The organism is Bacillus sp. UNC322MFChir4.1, assembly GCF_000746135.1.
GTDB lineage: Bacteria > Bacillota > Bacilli > Bacillales > Bacillaceae_G > Bacillus_A.
In genome coordinates, this window is the sequence record NZ_KN050811.1 from 154,790 (window position 1) to 170,958 (window position 16,169).

The 16,169-nt window shown below is 35.1% G+C and carries 15 protein-coding genes; all 15 read left to right on the forward strand.

From position 1 onward, the window contains the following. The first annotated feature begins 5 nt into the window (after positions 1-5). The 15 genes from BR72_RS21465 to BR72_RS21530 all read left to right on the forward strand — a co-directional run bounded on the left by BR72_RS21465 (position 6) and on the right by BR72_RS21530 (position 16,122). On the forward strand, positions 6-1,172 hold the full coding sequence (locus BR72_RS21465) for a phage portal protein (protein ID WP_035436792.1): 1,167 nt from the start codon (positions 6-8) through the stop codon (positions 1,170-1,172). Further along, positions 1,153-1,908 carry a head maturation protease, ClpP-related gene (locus BR72_RS21470; RefSeq protein WP_035436795.1) on the forward strand — a complete coding sequence of 252 codons (756 nt, stop codon included), beginning with the start codon at positions 1,153-1,155 and terminating at the stop codon, positions 1,906-1,908. Before BR72_RS21465 ends, BR72_RS21470 begins: the two co-directional genes overlap by 20 nt. 19 nt (positions 1,909-1,927) lie before the next feature. Next, on the forward strand, positions 1,928-3,085 hold the full coding sequence (locus BR72_RS21475; RefSeq protein WP_035436798.1) for a phage major capsid protein: 1,158 nt from the start codon (positions 1,928-1,930) through the stop codon (positions 3,083-3,085). An 11-nt stretch (positions 3,086-3,096) separates the two neighbouring features. After that, positions 3,097-3,390, forward strand: coding sequence for a hypothetical protein (locus BR72_RS21480; RefSeq protein WP_035436800.1), 294 nt, complete (start codon positions 3,097-3,099; stop codon positions 3,388-3,390). A gap of 1 nt (position 3,391) precedes the next feature. Beyond that, positions 3,392-3,745, forward strand: coding sequence for a phage head closure protein (locus tag BR72_RS21485; RefSeq protein WP_035436802.1), 354 nt, complete (start codon positions 3,392-3,394; stop codon positions 3,743-3,745). Between the two features lie 6 nt (positions 3,746-3,751). Next, the gene (locus BR72_RS21490; RefSeq protein ID WP_035436804.1) at positions 3,752-4,114 is read left to right on the forward strand and encodes a hypothetical protein; all 363 of its coding nucleotides are present in this window, start codon (positions 3,752-3,754) and stop codon (positions 4,112-4,114) included. Continuing rightward, entirely contained in the window at positions 4,111-4,428 is a 318-nt protein-coding gene (locus BR72_RS21495; RefSeq protein WP_035436806.1) for a hypothetical protein, read from the forward strand. The genes BR72_RS21490 and BR72_RS21495 overlap by 4 nt, the downstream gene beginning before the upstream one ends. Beyond that, positions 4,429-5,007, forward strand: a complete 579-nt coding sequence (locus BR72_RS21500) for a major tail protein (protein ID WP_035436810.1) — start codon at positions 4,429-4,431, stop codon at positions 5,005-5,007. A 4-nt stretch (positions 5,008-5,011) separates the two neighbouring features. After that, positions 5,012-5,356, forward strand: coding sequence for a hypothetical protein (locus BR72_RS21505; protein ID WP_035436812.1), 345 nt, complete (start codon positions 5,012-5,014; stop codon positions 5,354-5,356). Between the two features lie 266 nt (positions 5,357-5,622). Next, positions 5,623-8,994 (forward strand): membrane protein, encoded by a 3,372-nt coding sequence (locus BR72_RS21510; RefSeq protein WP_035436815.1) that lies wholly within the window; start codon positions 5,623-5,625, stop codon positions 8,992-8,994. Between the two features lie 3 nt (positions 8,995-8,997). Beyond that, a complete protein-coding gene (locus BR72_RS21515) occupies positions 8,998-9,825 on the forward strand; it encodes a phage tail domain-containing protein (protein ID WP_035436818.1) in 828 nt (275 codons plus the stop codon). A 15-nt stretch (positions 9,826-9,840) separates the two neighbouring features. Next, a complete protein-coding gene (locus tag BR72_RS21520; RefSeq protein ID WP_035436821.1) occupies positions 9,841-11,790 on the forward strand; it encodes a hypothetical protein in 1,950 nt (649 codons plus the stop codon). Between the two features lies 1 nt (position 11,791). Beyond that, positions 11,792-15,442, forward strand: coding sequence for a phage tail protein (locus BR72_RS25085; protein ID WP_051957382.1), 3,651 nt, complete (start codon positions 11,792-11,794; stop codon positions 15,440-15,442). Further along, complete coding sequence (locus BR72_RS26545) at positions 15,426-15,596, forward strand: hypothetical protein (RefSeq protein WP_156107970.1); 171 nt, start codon at positions 15,426-15,428, stop codon at positions 15,594-15,596. Before BR72_RS25085 ends, BR72_RS26545 begins: the two co-directional genes overlap by 17 nt. Before the next feature lie 37 nt (positions 15,597-15,633). Beyond that, complete coding sequence (locus tag BR72_RS21530; RefSeq protein ID WP_035436824.1) at positions 15,634-16,122, forward strand: phage holin family protein; 489 nt, start codon at positions 15,634-15,636, stop codon at positions 16,120-16,122. Positions 16,123-16,169: the final 47 nt, after the last annotated feature.

Sequence of the window (16,169 nt, forward strand, 5' to 3'; positions counted from 1 at the left end):
AGGGGGTGATAACCATTGGATGGCTAGATGCGGTATTTAAAAGAAATAGTGAATTAGGATTTATGTTTGATGTGGAATTATTTATTGAAAAGGCAAACAGAGTCCACATGAAACGATTAGCAATTGATACATGTATATCCTTTTTAGGAAGAACAATTAGTCAATCAGAATTTAGAGTAAAAAACGATGAAGAATTTGAAAAGAATGAGTTGTATTATCGATTAAATGTTAGGCCGAATAAGAATATGACAGCAAGTACCTTTTGGGAAAAGTATATTTACAAGCTCATTTATGATAATGAAGCGTTAATTATACAAGCTGATGATGGTGATTTACTTATTGCGGATGATTTTGAACATAATGAATACGCTGTTTTTGAAGATACTTTTACAAATGTCACAGTAAAAGATTATCAGTTTAAAAGAAGCTTTAAGCAAAGTGAAGTCATTCATTTAAAATATCGCAATGATAAATTATCACCGTTAATTGATGGACTATTTGCTGATTATGGTGATTTATTCGGTAGAATATTAAGCTCACAAAAGCGTAAAAATCAAATTCGTGGAACAGTTGATATGGACATGCTTGCTGCAAAAAGTAAAGAACATCAAGCAAAGCTTCAAGAATTCATTGATAACATGTATAAAGCTATTGGCGAAAAAGATGTTGCTATCATTCCACAACAACCGGGATTCAAATATGCTGAAACGTCAGGCGGAGGGAATTCCGGCCAGAGTGTGGATGAAATCAACAAAGTAACTAATGGCTTTTTGAATCAAGTTGCAATGGCTATTGGTATTCCGACAGCTTTGCTATATGGAGAGATGGCCGATGTAGAAAAGCAAACGAAAAATTATATGCTTTTCACAGTAAATCCATTATTAAAAAAGATGTCAGATGAAGCGAATGTGAAATTCTTTGAAATGAATGAGTATCTTGAAGGACAGAAGATTGAGGTTAAAGCTGTTTCTTATCAAAGTATATTTGATCTTGCGACAAGCATTGATAAGCTTATTTCTTCCAGTGTTTTCACAGGTAATGAGCTTAGATTGGAAGTAGGATATGATATTTCAAATGATCCGAACTTGAACAAACATTATATTACGAAAAACTATGCTGAAACTAACGCAAGTGAAGGAGGTGAGAATACAAATGAAACAGATGAAACGTAAATTTGGTTTTAAGAATCAAAAGTACAATGAGCAGTTAGCAAACATACCACATAATTTTGCTGTAGTCCATGATGAAGATAATGGAGTTAGTGAATTGACTATTTACGGAGACATTGGTGAATCGTGGTGGTGGGAATCTACTTCTGCAGCTGATATTGATAGTGCTTTGAAAGCAGCAGGAAATAACGATTTAGTTATTCATCTTAATTCCCCTGGCGGTAGTGCTTTTGATGGGATTGCTATATACAATCGTCTAAAGTCGCATAAAGGAAAGGTTAAAATCCATGTAGATGGATGGGCCTGTTCAGCGGCATCTGTGATAGCGATGGCAGCAGATGAATTAATCATGGGAGCTGGATCGATGTTGATGATCCATGAGGCCTCTACAGTTGTATGGGGCAGTAAAACGTTTATGAGAAAAGAAGCTGATATGCTAGAGAAATTAGAGGATGGCATCATAGATATTTACATGACACGGGCAAATATTGAACGTGAAGAAATTCGTAATATGGTCAATGAGGAAACCTGGTTTAGTGCAAACGAAGCTGTTGAAATCGGCTTTGCCACTACTACTGCAACAACTGTGGAAGACAACACGAATGAGGAGCTTGCACAATTAAAAGCTCAAATGCAATCAATGCAAAATGAATTAAATCAGTATAAGAATCAATCAAAAGAGCCTAGTCCTGCACCTGTAAAAAACAGCGGGATTAAAGGGCTCTTTTTAAAATTATAAAAAATGGGGGAAACACATAATGGTAATTAAATTTAATAAATCTGAAGCATTTAATAAAGCGAAAGCAAAATTAACAGATGCTTTAACCAATGCAGAAAGCACAGAACAAGAACAAACGGCAGCCTTTGAAAATTTCTTTGATGCAATGCAAACAGATGTGATTAATACAGTTCGTAATCAAGTAAATGATGAAATGTTAGATCGTTCTATTCTTCAACAACGAGGTCAAAACGTATTAACGGCAGCAGAAACAAAATTCTTTAATGCTGTTGTACAAGAAGGAGGATTTAAAGACGGTTCAATTCTTCCAGTAACTACGCAAGAACATGTATTTGAAGACTTAGTTAAAGAACATCCATTGCTTGATGCTTTAGGACTACAAGATTTAGGGGCAGTTACAAAGTTCATTTATTCTGATGCAACAAAAGCGTATGCATGGGGCGAATTGTTCGGTGAAATTAGAGGACAAGTTAACGCAGCGTTTAGAGAAGAGAAAATTGGTCAACTTAAATTAACTGCATTCGCAGCTATTCCAAACGATATGTTAGAACTTGGGCCAGAGTGGGTTGAACGTTATGTTCGAACATTATTAGTTGAGTCTTATTCTGTTGGTTTAGAGTTTGGTTTTGTAAATGGTGGCGGATCAGTAGCGCATCAACCTGTAGGTTTAATGAAGGATGTAAATCCGTCAACGGGCGCAGTTACTGATAAAAAACCATCCGGTACATTAACATTTGCTCCTTCTGAACATGGTGAAGTAATTGCTGGGGAGCTTTATGAAGTGGTAAAAGCTTTATCTGTTGATGGAAAAGGAAAATCTCGCAAAGTATTAAATAAAATTGTGATGGTTGTCAATCCTGTGGATGCTATTGGAGTACAAGCACGAAATACAATTCAAACTGCAAATGGTCAATGGGTGATGGCATTACCTTATAACATTCAAACCGTAGAATCAGAAGAGGTTCCAGTAGGAAAGGCGCTATTTTTTGTACAAGGTCAATACCTTGCAGCAATTGCAGGTGGATACAAGCTTAAAAAGTTCGATCAGACATTAGCGATTGAAGATGCTACACTTTATACAATCAAACAGTTTGCTAATGGTAAACCAAAAGATAATAAAGCAGCTCTTGTTTATGATTTAAAGATTTCTTTCGTTCCTAAAACTCCAGCAAGCTAAGGGTGATGTGAATGAATACAGTAATTTCAACTGAATTATTACAGCAATTCAAAGATAGGATGCGACTAGGTGATGATGAAGACGATAACCTAAGACGTATCCTTTCTACATCTAATAAAGCTTTAATCAAAGTCTGTGGAGATTATGACATTAATGATGACGAGGTGTTCAAGGAGTTAGTCTTTGAACGCTCTCGTTATGTTTATAATGATGCACTAGAGTATTTTGACAAGAATTTTTTAAGTCAGATTAATAGTCTTAGCATTGAAAAAGCGTTAGAAGAAATTAAAGTGGACGGTGAATAATATGCGTCCTTTTCAATATAAACAGCCATTAAACACAGGAGATTTTAGAAATAAAATCATTATTGAACAGCCTGTAACAATAAAAGATGATCTTGACCAAGTTGTTGAAATAGATTGGAAAGAATTTAAAAAAGCTTGGACTATGATAAAAACATTAAAAGGATCAGAATATATTGCCGCTTCGGCTTCACAAGTAACACTAATTTATAGGTTCATTATCCCCTATACTTTGGGAATTACAGAAGAGATGCGGATTAATTTAAAGGGGCGTATCTTTGACATTATTGAACCACCGATAAATGATAATGAGGAGAATAAAACATTAACCATCATAGCTATGGAAAAGATGGGGTGAAGTATTATGGTTAGTGTTGATGACTTAGCTAATGAAATCGCTAGACAAGTAGAGCTATATACAAGAGAAGTAGAAGAAAAAGTAGAACAGGCAGCTGATGATGTAACGAAAGAATCTGTAAATAATTTAAAAACAGCAGGTGGCTTTGATGATAAATCTGGTGATTACCGTAAGGGGTGGACACGTAAGAAAGTAAATGGTGTATGGGTTGTTTATAACAAAAAACATCAACTTACACATTTACTCGAGCGTGGACATGTAATTGCTGGTGGTACTGGCCGATCGCGGACATTTCCGCATATTGGACCAGAAGAACAGAAAGCCATCTCTGAATTTACAGATCGCGTTGAAAGGGCGATACGGGAATGACATTAGCAGAACTATTAAACATTTTGAAAGCTACAGGTTATCCTGTGGCTTATTCGCATTTCACAACAGCACAAATGCCACCGTATATTTGTATCCTTGTGGACGGCTCATCCAACATGATGGCTGACAATAAGGTCTATCACGAAATAAATGATATCAATATTGAGCTTTACACAATTAAAAAAGATTTGGTTGCAGAAGCCAATCTTAAAAACGTCTTAGATGAACATGAGATTCCTTATGAATCCCCATTTGAGACGTTTATTGAATCTGAGAAATTATTTCAAAAATTTTATGAAGTGAGGTTGATTTAAGTGAATGAAAATAAAGTAACATTTGGTTTGAAAAACGTTCATTATGCACTATACGATGTGAAAGATAATGTAGTTACGTTTGGAACGCCAATTGTAATGCCAGGTGCGGTTGAATTAACGTTTGATCCACGAGGCGACTTAATTGAATTTTATGCAGATGACATGCTTTATTATTCTGCAAGTAATAACCAGGGCTATGATGGAACATTATCAATTGCCAGAATGCCAGATCAATTTGCAATTGATGCATTAGGGGAGCAATTAGATGAAGAAGATGGTGTATTAAACGAATTGGCAGATGCAAAAAGTAAGCCTTTCGCATTATTATTTGAATTTGATGGTGATGTGAACGCAACACGTCATGTTATGTATAACTGTTCAGCAAGTCGTCCAACTCTTGCATCTAAATCAAAAACGAATTCTGCAGAGCCTAATACAAATGAGTTGAAATTTGTATCTAGTCCTATTGATCTCAATGGAAAACGCATGGTTAAAACAAAAACAACTTCTAAAACAACGCAAGCGATTTATGAAAATTGGTACAAAAAAGTATATGTAAAAGCACCAAAAGGAGCGTAATTAGATGGAAAAAACGATTGTAGTAGATGGTAAACAAGTTCGATTAAAAAGCACAGGTGGAACTCCTAAGCGATATAAAGCGCAATTTGGAAAGGATTACTTTTCAGAACTAATGAAACTATATCCGCTAATGAATGTAGATATGAATGATTTAGATAATATGGATTTTAGTTTATTAGATATGGATGTTTTCTATAACTTTACTTATGTATTAGCCAAAACAGCAGATCCAACAATTCCTGATCCAATTACTTGGCTCGATACATTTGATGAGTTCCCAATTTATGAAATCATTCCGGAAATTCAAGATATGTTAATGGCTTCTATGCAATCTAAAAAAAAGATGTAAGTGATGAGCAGGGGACTGATGATGGTGAGGGATTTACCACTGAGATGTTCCTTGCTTTGTGTTATAAATGCAAGCTTACAAGTTCAGATTTAGACGAAATGACTATTGGCATGTGCCTTGATTACATTAGTGAATATATTGAATTGCAGAATCCGCAAAAAGAAAAAGTGAGAAAAGCTAATCAAAAAGATTACGATTCATTCTAAAGATGACTACCTATACAAAATGGTGGTCATTTTTATTTTTTATAAAAAGGTGGTGAATATATGGACAAATCCATCCGTGGTATTACGATTTCTCTAGGAGCGGATACAACGAAATTAGGGAATGCCCTTAAAGATGTTACTAAACAATCTGTTGCTTTAACACAGGAACTTAAACAAGTTGAGCGTGGATTAAAATTTAATCCTGGAAATACGGAATTACTAGCACAGAAGCAACAATTGTTAGCGGAACAAGTAACAGTAACAACAGAAAAGTTAAATAAGCTGAAAGAAGCACAAACACAGATCAATCAGAAGTTTGCAGAAGGCAAGATATCACCAGAACAATATAGGGCATTCAATCGTGAAGTAATCGCAACCGAAAACCATCTAAAAAGCTTACAAAACTCCATGAAAGAGATGGAAGCCGAAGAAGGTCGTATAGCTACTTCCACAAGACAACTAGAAACACTATTTCAAGCCACAGGAACAAGCGTAGACAATTTTGCTAGTGTTTTAGGCGGTAGGCTTGTCAATGCTATTAAAAGTGGAACAGCATCATCTAAACAGCTTGATGATGCAATTAATAAAATCGGTGTGGAAGCATTAGGGACAAGAACTGACTTGGAAAAAATGAAGCAGATTCTTGCAACAATTGATGATGGAAATTCTGTAGAAAATGTTAAGAAAGATCTAGCTAAACTTTCTCAAGAAGCTGAACATGCAGGGAAGAAGTTCAAGGAGCTTGATATTGATTTAGAAAATATGCTAGGGGCAGCGGTTGCTGGTGGCGGTTTAGGAAAGGCTATTGAAACAGCACTAGATACATCTAAATTGAAAACAAAAATTGATATATCTTTTGATGTACCTGAGTCATCTAAAAAGTCAGTAGAAGAAGCTGTGAGAGGTATCGAAGCATATGGACTTGATGGGGAAGAAGCGCTTGAAGGTGTTCGTAGACAATGGGCGTTAAATAAAGATGCTTCTGACGAAACGAATGCAGCTGTGGTTAAAGGTGCAGCAACTATTGCTTCAAGTTATGCTGGTATTGATTTTAATGAGTTGATACAGGAAACAAATGAAATTGGTGCAACGTTAGGGATAACTAATGAAGAAGCGCTAGGTCTAGTTAATCACCTTTTAAAAGTTGGATTCCCTCCCGAACAATTAGATATCATTTCTGAATATGGAGACCAGATGATTCAAGCGGGTTTTTCAGCTAAAGAGGTCCAAGCTATTATGGAAGCTGGCATTGATACGAAAAGCTGGAATATCGATAACCTTTTGGACGGAGTTAAAGAAGGTCGTATTCAGATGGCCGATTTTGGTAATGGTCTTGATAAATCCATGCAAGAAATCATATCAAAGACGAATATTTCTGCTGAACAATTTGAAGGTTGGGGTCAAGCAATTGCTGGCGGTGGAGAAAAAGGTCAACAAGCCATGCTTGCTGCAACTAAAGCTTTAGCTGATGTAGAGGATGCAACTGTAAGAAATCAGCTTGGGACAAAAATGTTCGGTACAATGTGGGAAGATCAAGGGAAGAAAGTTATTGATACTATTCTTAAAGCTGAAGGGAAACAAGTTGATTTAAAAAAAGGTGTAGATGATCTACACAATGCAACTTCTAAATTAGATGCTTCTCCAACTGTTAAATTACAACAAGCATTCGCTGATTTAAAGATGGCACTCGAACCAGTTTTAGAAATTATTACGAATGTAATTAGTAAATTAGCTGAATGGATTTCGAAAAATCCTAAATTAGCAGCAACATTAGCAGCTATTGCTACAGTAATTGGCATTATATCTGGGGCCATATTAGCATTAGCACCAATATTTATAACGTTATCTAGCGTAGTCGGTGTGCTTGCTGGTGCATTTGGTGTTGCCACTGGCGTAATGTGGGGGATAGTTGCAATTGTTCCAATTATTATTGCAGCAGTTGTAGCATTGGTCGTTGCAATCGTTAAAAATTGGGATTCTATTAAACAAAAGACAATTGATATATGGAATTCAATTATCGAATTTCTTGCTAACTTGTGGAAAGGAATTGTGGATACAGCTTCGGATATTTGGGGTAAAGTCGTAGAAGTCACGATGAATGTTTGGAATGGAATTAAGGATTTCTTTACTGAACTTTGGAATGGCATTGTAGAAATATTTACATCTGCTGTAAATGGAATTCGCGATTTCTTTATTCAAGCATGGACAACCATATCAGAATTCTTTATGAGCATATGGAATGGTATTGTTGAGTTCTTAACACCAATTCTTCAAGGTATAGCTGATTTCTTTTCAATGATTTGGAACGGAATTTCAACTGTTATACAAACTGTTTGGAATTTCATTGCACAGTATCTACAGGCGATTTGGACAGCGATTTTGTATTTTGCTACTCCTATTTTTGAAAGTGTAAAACAATTTATTGTGGATACTTGGAATACAATCAGTTCTACTACAAGTGCAGTATGGCAAGCCATTACAGATTTCTTATCATCAGTTTGGAATGGACTTGTTGGTTTTGTTACACCAATTTTTGAATCTATAAAGAATTTCATCATATCAGCATGGAACACAATTAGTTCAACAACAAGTGCAGTGTGGAATGAAATCATTGGTTTCTTAACCGGATTATGGAATGGCATTGTTTCTACGGCAACAAGTATTTTCGATGGAATCAAAAATGTTATTTCAACTGTGTGGAATTGGATTAGTAGTACAAGCGATAATATATGGAATGGAATTAAATCAACACTTTCTAGTATTTGGGAAGGTATTAAATCCACAGCATCATCAATTTGGGAAGGCCTAAAAGAAGCAATTATGGGTCCTGTCCGTTGGGTTACTGGTGCGGTCGAAAGTGCATTTAAGGGAATGAAGTCAGTCGTACTTGGCGTATGGGACGGTGTTAAAAGTGGAATTAAGTCTGCAATAAATGGAATTATTAACATGATTAATGTATTTATTGATGGCTTTAATACACCAGCTGATCTATTAAATAAAATACCTGGTGTTGATGCACCGAAAATTCCACATGTTCCAATGTTGGCTACAGGTGGTCATGTTCTTGGAGATGGTCAATTCATAGCTGGTGAAGCTGGCCCAGAGTTATTCACTAAGAAGGGGAACAAGGTATCTGTTACGCCGCTGTCATCAAGAGAGAAATCGCTTGGTATCACGGGCACAATTAAAGAATTAGTTGCTAATATGAATCGGACGATGGCTAGTAATATACAATCACTTAATGAAGGTGCAATGCGTGGAATGAATGTTTCATATGCAGGAATGCCAGGTATGGATTCAACTCCAAAAGAAATAGTTGTACAAGTTACTGTAGATCAGCCTATCGTTGTTGATGGTCGTACAGTACAGCGAGTTGTACGAAAAGAAACTATTCGTGAGGATAATATAAACTTTCTAAAAAGGGGGCAATAGTAAATGCCAGATACAATAATTTTATTTAAGAATGGACAAACTTGCTCCCTTAAAAAAGATTACAATGTAGAAACTTTAGAATTAACAGTAGATCCACCTCAAAAAGAATCAGACAAGATGAAAATAAAAGGACAGTTTGGTGTTCGTCATTACAATAAAAGCTATACAGAGCGAGGGTGTCAATTAAGGGTTCTTGTGGATACAGGAGATATTGAGGGAGTATATGAAAAAAGAAATGAACTATATGCTTTATTTGGTAGATTAGAAGATTTTTATATTATTTATTCAAGGGAACCAGGCATACGACGACGTGTTGAGTATGAAAATATGAAAATTAACCGTCCACCTGGTTCTTTATTATTTGAAATTATTGTTGAGTTTTCTATACCTGATGGTTTCGGAGAAAGTATCTTTACATCACTAGATGCGAAGGAATGGGATACTAATAAATTTGCTTGGGGCATGGGTTTAGAATGGGATGATAAGTACGATTACACATTCAAAGATAAAATATTTTATCTTAAAAACATTGGTTCCATGGAAATTAACCCATCACAGCATGATATAACATGGCGCATTAAATGTGATCCACGCTATTTAAAGATTACTAACTTCACTACAAATGATTCATTGACTATTTACAATCCTGGTGCAGTATCACAGGGAATCATTGTTATAAAAGGGCTCCATATAGAAGATGAATATGGTCGTAATTTGGTACGACATGCTGATGCAGGAGAGATACACCTTGTTCCCGGTATAAACCAAATAAAAATTGAATCATCTACGTTCCATTGGTGTGAAGTAAATACGAGATTCTATTATTTATAGAAAGGAGCGAATGTAATGAGTTTATCAAGAAAGTATTATATAAATACCCTTATATCTGCTGATGAACGGAAAGAATTGAATTTAGAAATAGATAACGTATATTTAGAGCTTTTGAACAACAACAAATTTATTAATACGGTTCAACAAGCTCTTTTAAATTTAACAGAAAAAGAAGCTACTGATGTTACAAACTTACAATCACTAATAGCAAATGGTGATACAAATACTTTAAACGCAGTTAAAAAACTGATCTCTGATTTTTTAGCCGCAAATCCATCAAATTTTGATGAGGTAGTGGCAGCGCGATTAGGCGAAAAAACTTTATATGATTTTAATCAGAAGATAAAAACTAAACTTGATAATACAGATATCTTTCAACAAGTTAAAGTAACTGACAATACAGGTCTTGCTTTATCAGTGACAGATACTAATGAATTAATAGGTAAATCAGGATTTTTCAGATATACAGTAGGAGCAAAAGGAATGCCACCAGGAAGCACTGATGGAGTTGGTTTTTTTGTTTCTAACAGTAAAACGGATGTTTCAGCCCTTGCAATAGACAAGACAATGAAACGTTTATTTTTACGTTTAGGAACAGAGTGGAAGTCATTAGCTTTTGAAGGTGCTTATGATGACATCAAACAAGAAGTATTGAACGTGAAAAGTACTCATTCTTCATTGGATGCCGCAATTAGAGCGATGATTCCATATAACAGTGTCAATTATTACGGAAACGATAATGCAGCATTCCAAAAAGCCTTAAATGAATCAGCTGGAAAAACGTTAGATGTGCCAGCAGGAATATATACAATTGGCGATTTAGAAATCCCAAGTAACATTAGCATTCGTGCAGATCCGAATGCTGTTTTTAATTTAAAGACAGGAAGCACAACGTTCTTTACAAATAAAGATACAGTTAACATAGGCGGATATGATAAAACGAGAAGTATCGTATTCAAAGGTGGAGTATTCGATTTTAAAAAGACAAAAGATGCAAAAGCATTTGTGTTATCTCATTGCCAAGATGTAAAAGTAGATACAAAAATTATGAATGGCGGTGAATCACAATCATACATCGCTCTTAATGCTGTGAAAGATTCAGAAATAGACATAGAAGCCGTGGATTGTACAGCCACAACATCGACAGGTGCAACGGTAGGTATTTATGTATTCAATGATAAAAACACGCTTACGAACCAAAATACAAAGCCTTATGATAATACACCATGCGACAATGTAACTGTGAGTCTTAAATTAAAAAATGTAAAAAAAGGTTTAGTAGAAATTGGTCCCGTTTACAAAGTAATTCATAAAAATATCACTTATAACGCACAAGGTGAAAACGTATTGGAAGAACTTGGATTGTTGAATAATATGTCTTATTTCAAAACAGAAAAGGTAATTGGTAATGATATTGGTCACGGGTTAGTATTCCAAATTCTTAATGATACTTGTGGTGATTTCACAATTGAAGGCGTAAATATTCGCAATGGTAAAAGTAAAGAAACATCGCGTGGCATTTGGTTCAAATCAAAAGAAGGAGATAATGCGCCACAATATCAGAATGTCAGAATTTCCAATCCTGTTATTAGATCATTTTCGAAAGGAATTGCAACAGATTATGGTTTTGGGGTTAAAATTAACAATCCAGATATCCAGGAATGTTGGGAAGATGGAGTGTGGAATTACTTCACCCTTGATTGGGCCCTAAATGGTGGAATGGTCAAATACAACAATAAAAATGGTTGGGATTCCCGTGCTGATATCCACATAGGTGAATTAGCTATTGATAATGGTAATAAAAAAGTATTTAGATCCATTCTTTCAAATGTCCAAGTTAGAACATTACGAGTAGAAAATTTACAAGATAGCATTATTAATAATGTGATTATTAAAGGGGGCGCTTTCTCGCAAGTTGGCTCTAATCACAATAATCAAATCAATGTATTAGAAGTGGGTTGGTAGTATGAGGCGAGTGGAAAGGCCTAAGATTGAACAGTTATCAACGGGTGAACAATTTCATTTAGTTGATATGAAACTTTTTGAGGTAATAGAGGGCAAGAACGAACCGTCCTCTATTCGTTTCGAAGTTCCAGATACAGAGATGAACAAGCGTGTTTATCCATATGTGGAAGATAGAAACCTACTTATCTTTGAAGGGCAGTACTATATTATTTTAGTCAACCAACAAGATGAACTTGGATTTAAAGATTGTGACGCGATACAAGTTGGTGCCGAACTATCTTTACAAACACAAGAAAAAAAGGTTTCCGGTTACTTTTCTATAGAGGAAGCATTATCACATACATTTGAGGGGAGTAACTTCAAATACATCAATCGTTGCTCAAAACAAATTCAATTACAGTTCGATAACTTCGGTGGCGAAGCTAGGATGAAAATGATTCGTAAAGTGCTAGAACGCTTTGATATTGAATGTATATTCGATAATATGATTGTTATCTTCGCGGATAGAATCGGTAAAACGACAGACAAGTTATATAAGTTTGGCTATAACGTTAATGCCATTAAGAAAACAACAGATGATAGAAATTGTTGCTTCTCTGTTTTATTACTTGGACATACACCTTCAGAAGAAGAGGGGGGAGGTCAGCAATTTACGTATTATTATGAATCACCATTGAAATACAAAATGCCGGAACTAATTCGATATAGGCAAGCTGAAAATATTGAAGATGACAAAATTAAAGATAAAGAAACAGCAAAGAAACGTTGTGAAGAGGCTATAAATGATATTCCGGTTGTTTCTATTACTGTGGACCATAAAGAAGCAAACTTTGATGATTCGAATGAGCCAAAGGTTGGAGATAAAGCAATCCTTCAACATCATAAGTACAATATGGATTTTGATGTACGTGTAGTAAAGCGTACCCGCTACCCATATGAGCAGACACCAAATAATTATGAGTTTAGTAATAAACGAGATGAACTTGTGGATAGAACGGAAGAACAAAAGAAATGGACGGCTGATATTCTTTCTGTAGTAAAAGAATTAGATCAAAGGCTATTAGAGGAATCCAATAAGTATACTGACCGAATAAACGCCATAACAGATAAAAAAGCAGAAGAAGCAAAAGAAGAAAGTGAAGCAGCAAAGAAACTTGCTGAGTTAGTAAAAGAGAACCAAAAGAACTTTCAAACTACAATCATCGAAAGCAATACGGAACCAACAGCTAACCTTGAGCCTGGTAAATCGCTGTGGTTAGACACTTCGAAAGGTAAGCCTGGTGTTCTAAAGAAGTGGAACGGAACAACATGGGATGTAATTGTTCCAGATGTAGAAGAAGCAAAAGCAGAGCTTAATGAAAAAGTAGAAGCTGTTCAGAAAGAAGTAAATGGAAAATACAATGAAGTAAAAGAAACTGTTGATCTTGTTAATCGAACGATGACAGACGTACAAAACGAACAAGGTAATGTTAGCAAACGAATGACAACAGTAGAACAAACAACAGAAGGATTTAATCGTTCTATTGAATCGTTAAATAAAACCAATGAAACTATTACAAACAAAATAAACACAGTAGAAGAAACTGTTGATGGCATAAAAGAAAATATAACAAAGATTGAAAGTGATCAAAACACATTTAGCGAGCGTATTACAACTGTAGAAAAAAGTGCTGAGGGAATTTCGCAAAATATTAGTGAAATTAAAGAAGTACAAACATCACAAAGAAAAGCAATAGAACAAGCAAATTCAACAATCGAACAACATTCAAATGCACTAAATCTAACTGTTAAGATAAAAGATGTTGAAAATTATGTAAGTGGAGTTGGAAATGTAAATTTAATTAGAAACTCCAGATTTATACAAGGGACAAAATATTGGGGGCTTGGAGCTAAATTTCCAGCGGTTGTAGATACAAGTACAACATATTTAGGTGATTTCAGTATGAAATTGACTGTTAGCGGTGAAACAAGTCCAGCTTATAACAGTTTTACTTCTAATAGGATTCCTATTCAAGCAGGAGAAGAAGTCGTTGTTTCAGCATATTTTATGACTAAAAATATAGAAGAACACTACAATAAGAAAATCAGAATGGTTGCTGTGTTTTGGAAAAGCGATGGTACTCAATTTTCAGCTGGTACCTATGATTTCACTATAAGTAATGACACTTGGACAAGACAAGAATTTACAAAAGTAGCTCCACCTGAAGCAGCTTCTGTAGGGTTAAGAGCATATGTCCTTCAAAACGGTACATTTTGGTTAGCACATCCAATGCTACAAAAAGGAAATAAAGCAAGTACTTATGTCGAAAATCCAAATGATATTGTTGATAAAGATAAAATCATTTCTGACTTAGCTGAAAAAGTAGCAACCGCTGATTACAACAAGAAAATTACTGAGATAGATAATAGATTTACAGTTAATGAAGAAGGTATCAACCTTTCAGCCAAGAAAACAGAAGTCTATACCCGTACTGAAAGTGATGGTAAGTATGCGACTGATGCATATGTTAAAACAATGGAATCTCGTATCAGTGTAACTGAAAAAGACATTCTGAGCACAGTTAGAGTTGGTAATATCATTTCAAGTATTAACCAAACTGCTGAACAGATTACAATTGAAGCAAAGCGCATTAATTTAAAAGGTGCTGTTACAACAGAAAGTATTGCTGGTAAATTGCTAGAAGGTATCACTATTAGAGCAAAAGATCCAAAAGATAATAATAACTTTACTGAGATGTCGAATGGACGACTATTTACGCAAGGTTTTGTAACTCCAAGTGAGTCTAACACATGGGCGAAAAAAATTGTTACAGGTTTAGAAAAGGGACTTTTTTATAGTAAAGGATACAAGGAAGACGGCAGTGAAGCAAATTCTGTAAGTGTCGCGTCTTGGGGAATGGTTTTTAACAATGGTAATGATGCTGGGTCATATAATGGTAGAATGTTTGTTTTAAATGACAGGGGTCAAAATAAAAACATTACTGCTCAAACATATGACTCAAGTATGGGATGGAGACCAACGATTGTACTCGATAATCCTGAAAAAAATGAATCTTCAATGTTGTCAACTCATGCAATTTATTTTCGTAACTATAATAAAAACTATAAGAACGAATGGATTGCTGAGGATGGCGGTTCACATTTAACCATGTATAAGTCAATGTTATGTAGTGATGATGGGTGGGACGGAGATTTTCAAGTTAAAAATGCAAGTGGTTCTGGCCCAAAAGGTATAGCAGCTGCTGCATTCCGAAACTCTTCACAAAGAAAACTAAAAACAGGAATTAAAGATTTACAATTTAGTGCCTTAGACGTTGTTATGCAAGCTGAAATAAAAGAATACTATTATAAATCTGATATGGAAGAACTTTATAAAAGACGTGCCGAACGTAAAGAAGATGATGAATTACTAACGACAAACGATATCAATATTCACTATGGCGTTATAGCTGATGATGCTCCATCACAATTGACAGATAAAAATCGAACTGGTGTTGATGTATATGGAATGGGCTCCATTAATATGGCTGCATTAAAAGAACACGTTACTGAATATAAAGAATACAGAACAAAAACGGAAGATAGATTAACTAAAATTGAAGAAATATTAAACAAAATAGAAAAGGGGATTAACAGTGAAAATAACAGCTAGTGCAGAAATGTACGCAAAAGTTGTGGAAGAACAACTAAGCATAGCCAACAAAGACAAAAACATTTATCTGGCCCGCGTAATCGAGTTAGAAGCGGAAAACCAAAAGTTAATAGAAGAAAATAATAAGTTGAAACCAAAGTCTACTAATAAGTAAGGCTTTTTTATTTTCACTTGAAAGGAGGTGAGGACCTTTGGAACGACTCAATAGTCTAGCAAGAACATTAAATATTACTGATGTCATTGGTGATCCGCATTTCAAAGTAGCTGCTGCTCTTTCTGGAGGATTAGGAACATTTATTAGCTTTTTATATGGACAAGCTAATTTAATTTGGATTACAGCAATGGTCTGGATTGTTGTGTTAGATTGGATTACTGGCATTAAAGCTGCAAAGAAAGATGGAACATATGCATCAGAATATGGAATTGAGGGCATTACACGAGCTGTAGTGCTTTTTCTTTTGCCTTCATTTGCTCATGTTCTTGATATATGTTTTAAACTACCAGACATATTTTTCTTTGCTGTTACAGGCGGTTTAGTCTATCACATCTTTAATAGTTTTACAGCTAACTGTGCGCGAATCGGCTGGGAAAAATGGATTCCATCGCGTTTATTAAGAAGTGTTTCTTCTGAAATTGAAGCGAAAATTAGACGTTCAGAATCTAGAAAAAACAGAAATTAATATTTTTGGTTACAGTGCTGTTAAATTGACAGTGCTTCTTTTGTAAG